7 protein-coding genes are annotated in these 8186 nt (G+C 51.4%); 1 reads left to right on the top strand and 6 read right to left on the bottom strand.

The window, feature by feature from the left end; genetic code table 11:
- The 6 genes from LAT75_RS14305 to LAT75_RS14285 all read right to left on the bottom strand — a co-directional run.
- A partial coding sequence (locus tag LAT75_RS14305) for an N-acetylmuramoyl-L-alanine amidase (RefSeq protein WP_291483360.1) occupies positions 1-1079 on the bottom strand: 1079 nt, incomplete at its 3' end.
- A 331-nt stretch (positions 1080-1410) separates the two neighbouring features.
- Positions 1411-1563 (bottom strand): DUF3800 domain-containing protein, encoded by a 153-nt coding sequence (locus LAT75_RS15685; RefSeq protein ID WP_363320580.1) that lies wholly within the window; start codon positions 1561-1563, stop codon positions 1411-1413.
- Positions 1564-1731: 168 nt separating this feature from the next.
- Positions 1732-2415: a cell division ATP-binding protein FtsE gene (ftsE, locus tag LAT75_RS14300; protein ID WP_291483359.1), complete on the bottom strand. Its 684-nt coding sequence runs from the start codon at positions 2413-2415 to the stop codon at positions 1732-1734.
- A complete protein-coding gene (locus tag LAT75_RS14295; RefSeq protein WP_291483358.1) occupies positions 2397-3179 on the bottom strand; it encodes a class I SAM-dependent methyltransferase in 783 nt (260 codons plus the stop codon). Before LAT75_RS14295 ends, ftsE begins: the two co-directional genes overlap by 19 nt.
- Positions 3180-3184: 5 nt before the next feature.
- Positions 3185-4234 carry a 4-hydroxythreonine-4-phosphate dehydrogenase PdxA gene (pdxA, locus tag LAT75_RS14290; RefSeq protein WP_291483357.1) on the bottom strand — a complete coding sequence of 350 codons (1050 nt, stop codon included), beginning with the start codon at positions 4232-4234 and terminating at the stop codon, positions 3185-3187.
- 331 nt (positions 4235-4565) lie between these two features.
- Entirely contained in the window at positions 4566-5954 is a 1389-nt protein-coding gene (locus LAT75_RS14285; protein WP_291483356.1) for a GWxTD domain-containing protein, read from the bottom strand.
- A gap of 444 nt (positions 5955-6398) precedes the next feature.
- Between LAT75_RS14285 and LAT75_RS14280 the strand changes: the two genes are divergently transcribed.
- Complete coding sequence (locus tag LAT75_RS14280) at positions 6399-8015, top strand: carboxyl transferase domain-containing protein (protein WP_291483355.1); 1617 nt, start codon at positions 6399-6401, stop codon at positions 8013-8015.
- Positions 8016-8186: the final 171 nt, after the last annotated feature.

Here is an 8186-nt window from a genome sequence, read left to right as displayed (position 1 = left end):
TGCTGCTCGAGCAGCCCGGCGAAGGTTTCACTTTGCCGGATGTTGCCCGAATTCTGCATGATGTGGGTTAGCAGCATAAAATCGGTGAGCTCATCCGGCCGCTCATCCTGATCTTCAAAGCGGGTCACGGCATTTTCTCGCCGCATTACTTCCAATGCCGACTGCGTTCTGCCCTGACCCAGAAAGTAAAACTCAGCACCGTTGGCCTGTCTGCCGGTATGCGCATTGGTGTGGATAGAAACAAAAAGGTGCCCGTTGTTGCGGTTGGCGATGCGCCCGCGTTCGGCAAGGCCTACGAAAGTATCATCATTACGGGTATAAATAACCCTAAGCTCTGGCATGTGCTCTTTGATGTATTCCCCGACTTTCAGTGCTACTGCAAGCACAATGTCTTTTTCGTAGGTACCGCTTGCCCCAATGGCACCGGGGTCGCGCCCGCCATGCCCGGCATCGAGCACGATGGTATCAAATACGATCCAGTTTACCAGTTCGCTTGCCGGTGGCGGGCTGTTTTCCTCTGCGGGTACGGGAATCGGGTTTGGCACAAAAACGGTTTCTCCGCCGGAGGGCTCTGTCGCATTAGGGCCGTTTGGCTCAGGGTTCCAGTTTATAACATTGAACCCCTCGGTAAGGGCGGCTATTTCCCTCCCGGAAATTTCCGTGAGTCCGATGAGGGCGTGCCTGCGGTTCTGATCAATGTAGCTTTGAGCCAGAAACGAAGTTTCTGAATTCAGGGGGATATCGAAACCGAAGCCAAAATCGGTTTGCGTGCTGCGTACTTCACCGAAAGGCTCCGGTAGCTGAAGGTTCTCAGCTACCGATACAGGACTGCTGCTGTAAACGGCGAACTGTATAAGGTCCGGTTCCGGCTGAAACACGCGGAAGGAGTCCGGCCTCGACGTGAAGTGAAAGCGAATAACGTAACCGAGCCCGTCAGACCTGCGGGCCGCTGAGATACGGTCGAGGCGGTTCGTATCTGAAGCAGTGTAAGCGGAAGCGGAAGAGGGGGACAGGGCCGCGGTTTCAGTACTTACCGCAATTCCGGTAACAACCTGAGGCAGCAAAAGCAGTACAGTCAAAATAAACAGCAGCAAAGTTGATGACAGTTTTTGAAAGCGTAACATGCTTGTTGATGGAATTGCTGTTTATGAGAAAATGGGTAGTTGGAAACCTGTATAATAACGAAGGCTGAGTCGGTTTTTATTTATTAAAATAGGCAATGTTGATATTTATTCAGAACAAGAGCTCTACAGATTTTTTTTGGCTATATGCAGTAGCTGCACTCGCATTCCCTGGTTGTAAAATGCCTCAGACCAACGATTTGAATTCTTGTTCTGGTTTAAAGACTCAAAATCCGGAATGTGACTTTGCACCGGATATCTTTGAAGCAACCATCTTCTATGGATTTCCTCACCATAAGGCCCATACTTTTTTGATTCGGCCGGTTTCGATTTCACAATGCTTCCAACGATTGGTTGGAATAGCTAAACCTGCCAACACATAATGGCTTGTGTTTCCTGGAAGGTGCGGAGTACCTGACTCATCTAAGTAGCAAAAAAACATATCTCAAAAAAAAAGCGACTGGTTTTGGAGGTTAAAAATCCCCATATGAGACGGTTGGCGTCTCATACCAGACGCATGTTTACATATAGAATTACCATATGCAATTAATAACATACATTAAATATGTTCAAATCAAAAGAGCTCCGTAATTGGCAGCGCTTCCTCAACTCAGACCCCGCCTGGAGCGATTTCCCGCAGTTTGCCGTCCACCAGTTTTACGGTGCGGTGGGGGAACTGCCGCACGAGGTCGTAGCTGTGGGTTACCATCAGTATGGCCATGCCCCGGTTGTTGATCTGCATCAGCAGCTCCATGATGCTGGCCGAAGCTTCCGGGTCGAGGTTACCGGTTGGTTCATCTGCCAGCATAATACGGGGCTCGTTGGCCAGCGCACGTGCGATTACGACACGCTGCTGCTCGCCGCCGGAGAGGTCGCCGGGCATGTTGTTATGTTTGTGGGAAAGCCCGACCATGGCCAGGCACTCCAGCACACGCTGTCGGATAAAGCTGCGCTTGTTGCCTGTAACTTCCAGTGCGAAGGCTACATTTTCATACACGCTGCGATCGGGCAGCAGCTGGAAGTCCTGAAATACGATGCCAAGCTTGCGCCGTAAAAACGGAATATCCCGCTCCCTGAGACGGGTTACGTGTTCGCCTGCTGCAAGCACATCCCCGAAGTCAGGCATCAGGTCGCGGTAAATGAGCCGCAGCAGCGAACTTTTACCCGAGCCGGTTGCACCAATCAGGTAGCAGAACTCGCCGTTGCCGAGCGAAAAATCAAGGTCTTCCAGTATGCTTTTTCCATCGAAACGTACGGTTACGTTCCGGAATTCAATTACGGGTTCCTGCGACACGCGAGCACCATGGTTACACGTTCAGTTTTAGCATGTGCCGGTTCGATCACGAAATCGTCGTAAGCGGCAAGCATTTCAAAATTGGATTTTGCCACAATAGCCTTCACCTCCTGCAGGTCATAAATGCGTTGCCTGTGAACTTCCCGGTCGCGGCGCAGTGCCGTTATTTTATCGTCATCAAGTACTTCAATCTCAAACTCACTCACATGTACTTTCTGACTTGGTACATAATAACTCACCCGTTCAAAACGGATACCGTCAGGGCTAACGCCGTCGGTATTGAGCTTGTCGTTCACATATTCGGAATGCTTCGGCGTAGTGAAATCAAAAATAAAAATGGAATCTTCATGCATCACCTTTTCCACATTAGCGAGCATCTTCAGGAAATCGGCTTCATTCATGATGTAGTTAACGCTGTCGAACAGCGAAAAGACAACATCATAGGTTTCATCAAGCTGAATATCGTAGAAATCAAGCTGTTTCCACTTAATCTGCATATTGCGGAAGCGTGCTTTTCGCTCACCAATTTCGAGCATTTCGGCGCTCATATCGGTGGCGGTAATTTCGTAGCAGTCAAGCTCCTCGAGGTACATCGCAACTTTTCCGGTACCACAGGCAAGTTCAAGCAGGCTCACCGCATCCGGCCGCAATTCCTGAATGATCGCATCAACATAGTCGGCCCAGTCTTCGTAGTCCACATCTTTCATCAGGTCGTTATAAACCGGCGCAAGAGAAGTGTAAATTCGGGCAGTTTTCTGGCTCATGTACGTTAATCTGTTTTTTTTACTGGGTAGGGAGTAGTTGTAGGTTCGTTTCTGCTGCGCAGGGCCGTGAGGGCTTTAGCGAGGGTGATGGCTTCTTTCACGGAGCCCGCATTTGCGATATTGCGGCCGGCAATGCCAAAAGCAGTACCATGATCAGGTGAAGTGCGGATAAAGGAAAGCCCTGCTGTAAAGTTGACGCCCGCATTAAACGCAATCGTTTTAAAGGCTACAAGCCCCTGATCGTGATACATGGCAAGCACGGCGTCAAATTGCTGATACGTTCGGTTGGCAAAAAATCCGTCAGCCGGAAACGGACCGTCACAGTTGTGCCCCAGCTGTTGCAAACGGCTTATGGCAGGGGTTATCACTTCGATTTCTTCGCTGCCAATCACGCCGCCGTCGCCGGCATGCGGATTAAGACCTAAAACAGCAAGCTTGGGTTCGGCAATTCCGAAATCATTCTGAAGGCTTTTCAGGATGATGTGCGCCTTGCTGATAATCCGCTGCTGCGTGATGGCGGCACTTACAGCTTTTACCGGTATGTGCGTGGTAAGCGGAACGACCCTGAGATTGCCGGAAACCAGCATCATGGCAACCTCGGCGTTCCCGTCACGCTCAGCGAGGTACTCTGTATGCCCCGGAATGTGATGCCCGGCCAGGTTTACGGCCTCTTTGCTGATTGGTGCAGTAAGCATGGCAGCGGCCTTACCGCTCAGGCACAAATCCGTGGCGGTCGCGATGCAGGCCATGCTCAGCTGTCCGGAAGGCGCTGTGAGTTCACCAGGTTGCGGAATAAAACGGGAAAGCTCATCTGCCGGGTTGTAAACGTACACTTTGCCGGCTTCAAATGGGGCAGAAAGCGTTGTAACAGCGGTTAGTGACGGCCCGGCATAGGCGCATTTTTCCTGCCAGTACTGCCATGCCCTAAGGGGGCCGAGCAGCAGAAAAGAAGTATTCTCAGCCACTTCAGGATCCGTAAGGGCCTTAAGAACCGTTTCCGGACCAACGCCATTGAAGTCTCCGGGGGTAACGCAGATAGGAGGGAGGCTGTTCATCGTTCAGGCGGCTAAACGGCCTTTAAGTAACGGTTGAGGAGTATGATTCAGGGCGTGAACTGCGGCTTGCATGGAAACATATATAGGTTAACCCAGATTAACGGACTTCCGGTTAAGTGTGCGTAAAATGACATTGTGGTGCGTAATGTACGGCAGATAAGACTTGATTGTATTCTAAACCGGAAAGTTGAACAATATTTGGTTCTGACGAACTTCATAAATGATAAATGAAGATTATCAATGTATCAAGCTGCATTTGCGAAAATAAAAAAAGGCAGGCTGCATAAAAAATATTTTTATGCAGCCTGCCTGTACCTTTTTTCAAAGGTGGTTAAAGCCGGTTCGATCGCAGCAACCTGTATTCTCCGAAGCCGCTTGTTGCTTCAAAGATGAACTCGCGGTCGCTGTACTGCCAAACTTCTACAGCCGGACTTCCCGCAGGGAGCCTGCGGGTGATGCGGTCAGGTTCCCCAAACCGGATGAGGGTACGGCCCTGATCGCTGTCGTAACCCGGCTGATTCGGCGTGGTGAAGCGTTCAAAAGCAATATCAACCCTCCGGAAAAATTCAACCATCACGGGGTTATAGTCCGATTCCGGCTCCGGGTCGCGTGCCTGCCAGAAAGCACGGAAGTTTGCAATGCGCTGCTGCTCATTGCCACGCCTGAGCTCGCGGTGTGCGTCGCGGTCCATAATTATTTCCATTTTCCGAATCGCAACATCAATATTGAGCAGACTTGTGGGGATATCGAGCCATAAATTTCGGAAAAAGCGTTCTGCAACAAGCGTATCCCCGTCTTTCACCTGTATGATGAAGGAGGTGTTTTCGAATTTCCGGTTTGGGATGGTGATTTGTGCAAGGTAGGAAGCGGCGGCAGTGCTGCCTGTTTCCGCTTCATCAACTTCGAGAAATGGTTGCGCGCCGCTTTGCTCGCTGATCTGCATGCGGCTGATGCGCCGGATAGTTTCAGGGGTGATTTCTGCTTCAAACACCTGTCGTATCACACTTGTGTCGCGTGTGGCTGCATCAACCTGATTTACGTGCAGGCTGTAGGTCCGTTCAGGATCGGGCAGCAGCAGCAGGGCGTCAAAATCCTGTGCGTAAAGTACGGAACGGCCGAAGTTAATCAGTCCGAAACGGTCAGATGAAGATTCCTCAGCAGGATATGCGAACCAAACGGGTGTACTCCCGGGCTCTGTAAAATCGGGTACGGTAAACATGCGCATGTTTCGGCGAAGCTGAAGGGGCCGGCCGTCGAGGGTGATGGAGGTTGCATAAGCATAACGGCCGGCGGGCAGCTGTGCAGAGAGGTTCGCATTCAGGAAGAGGTCGGCCCGGCTTGTTTCATCAAAACCGGAGGCCTGAGCCCGGCCCCGCCAGGTGAGGGTTTTGATAGCTGTACCTCTTCTGATGTCTTCTGGTTCGCGAACGCCCGTAGCGTCAAAAATCTGAATGCTGAGTTCTGCCGTAGCTTCAAAACGGTCGGCAGCGCCGCCGGAAACCTGCCTGAACCGAAGCACATCATATCCGAAACGGTAGTGAAGCCACACGTTTGGCTCTCCTTCATCTGCCTTAATGACCGTATGATCGATATAAAGCCCGGGTGCCCGGTTTTGTGAAGCAAGTTCGCGGTAGCTTACGTTGCGCTGGGCCAGCAGCTCCGGAGCGGAAATGAGCAGTATAAGTGCCCCAAGCAGGACGCTTTTTATGGGTGTAATCATAAGTTTAGATATCAGAGTAAGTAATCGGGCTACCAGGGGTAAAGGAATATTCGGTGTATCCGGCGACAGTCTTAAAATAACCTTTGTGAAATGACTTTTGCTATTGATTTAAGGCTCTTAGCCGGTCAGCTTGCAAACGCCCTGACCGCCGCAGTATTTTATTGAAGCTGCAAGGGGGCTGAATCCGGCCTATGCCTTCATACACTAACCCTAAAGCAGGAAAAATCATTTTGATAAGGCACCGAATTAGGGATGAGCGGTTGCTGCTTCCAAAGTATTAAGACAGCAGTTTGTACCCGAATAGGGGCAGAGGCTTAACCGGCAGAAAAGTAAGGTACACATCCCCCTTTAAAAAAAGTCAAAAACAGCAGTAGTGACGGAAAAAGTCTTATTTTTGCGCGAGCTTGTTAAGTTTCTACTTCCATATTTAATTTTTCGACTGTTATGACCAATCAGCTTGAAGCCCATGAGGCTCAGATTGAAGCACTGCGCCTTACGGAGGCCAAAATCCGGATGGGCGGTGGCCCGAAACGCATTGAGAAAGAGCATTCCAAAGGAAAGATGACGGCCCGCGAGCGGGTCGCCGCTTTAATTGATGAGGGTTCCGAATTTCAGGAAACCGGCCTTTGGGCCGGTTACGGCATGTATGAGGAAGTCGGCGGATGTCCCGCAGCCGGCGTAATTACCGGGCTCGGCACGGTCTCGGGCAGGCTTTGCATGATCGTAGCCAACGATGCCACTGTGAAAGCCGGGGCCTGGTTCCCCATCACCTGTAAAAAAAACCTGCGGGCGCAGGAAATCGCGATGGAAAACCACCTGCCCCTGATTTACCTCGTTGATTCCGCCGGGGTTTATCTGCCGATGCAGGATGAAATTTTCCCCGATAAAGAGCATTTCGGGCGCATTTTCAGGAACAATGCTAAAATCAGTGCGATGGGCATTCCTCAGATTGCCGCGATTATGGGCTCTTGCGTGGCCGGCGGCGCGTATCTGCCCATCATGAGCGATGAGGCCCTGATTGTGGACGGCACCGGGAGCGTTTTCCTTGCGGGCAGTTTTCTGGTGAAAGCCGCTATCGGGGAAAACGTGGATAACGAAACCCTGGGCGGGGCTACAACGCACACGGAAATCAGCGGGGTGACCGATTACAAAATGCCGGACGACGCAACCTGCCTCGCAACCATCCGGGACCTCGTCGGGAAGCTCGGGCCGTTTAAAACAGCCGGCTTCAACCGGATTGAATCCGCTGCGCCGGCGGCAGAGGCTTCCGAAATGCTGAACCGCCTGCCGGTTGACCGCAGTAAACCGTACGATATGATGTCGGTTCTGGAATGCATCATTGATGCGGATTCCTTCACGGAATTCAAAAAAGGCTACGGACAAACCCTGATTACCGGCTATGCGCGCATCGACGGCTGGAGCGTGGGCATTGTGGCCAATCAGCGGAAAGTGGTGAAATCAAAGGCAGGGGAGATGCAGATCGGCGGGGTAATTTACTCCGACAGTGCCGATAAAGCCGCCCGTTTTATCATGAACTGCAATCAGAAGAAAATTCCGCTGCTTTTCTTGCATGATGTAACCGGTTTTATGGTCGGCAAGCGGAGTGAGCACGGCGGCATCATCAAAGACGGGGCAAAGATGGTGAACGCGGTGAGCAACTCAACGGTGCCGAAAATCACAATAGTGGTGGGCAACAGCTACGGAGCCGGCAACTACGCCATGTGCGGCAAGGCCTACGATCCGCGCTTTATTTACGCCTGGCCGACGGCCAAAATCGCGGTAATGGGCGGCGCACAGGCAGCCAAAACCCTGATGCAGATTGAGGTCTCGGCTCTTGAGCGCAGGGGTCAGCAGCTCAGTGATGAAGAGAAGGCTGAATTCCTGCAAAAAATCACCGCGCGCTACGAATCGCAGACAACGGTACAGTATGCCGCGGCGCGCTTATGGGTTGATGAAATTATCCATCCCGAAGAAACCCGTCGCCGTATTTCGAAAGCGCTTGAAGCCGCCAATCACAATCCGGAAATCCCGGAGTTTAAAACCGGTGTGATTCAGACCTAAAGGCGGTTCATGCAGTATGAGAAGAGCCATAAAGCCGGAGCAGCAGCCGGGTTTATGGCTCCTGCTGTTTTTTGAGCTCAAATTCAACGGCATTAGATTTTTTGACGATATCCTTTATCATGTCGTCCAGCTCACAGGTGCTTTCAATCAGATAGTCGAAAAACCGGCTAT

Source organism: Cyclonatronum sp. (genome assembly GCF_022565315.1).
In the GTDB taxonomy this organism is placed as follows: domain Bacteria; phylum Bacteroidota; class Rhodothermia; order Balneolales; family Cyclonatronaceae; genus Cyclonatronum.
This window is presented reverse-complemented; position numbering and strand designations above follow the sequence as displayed.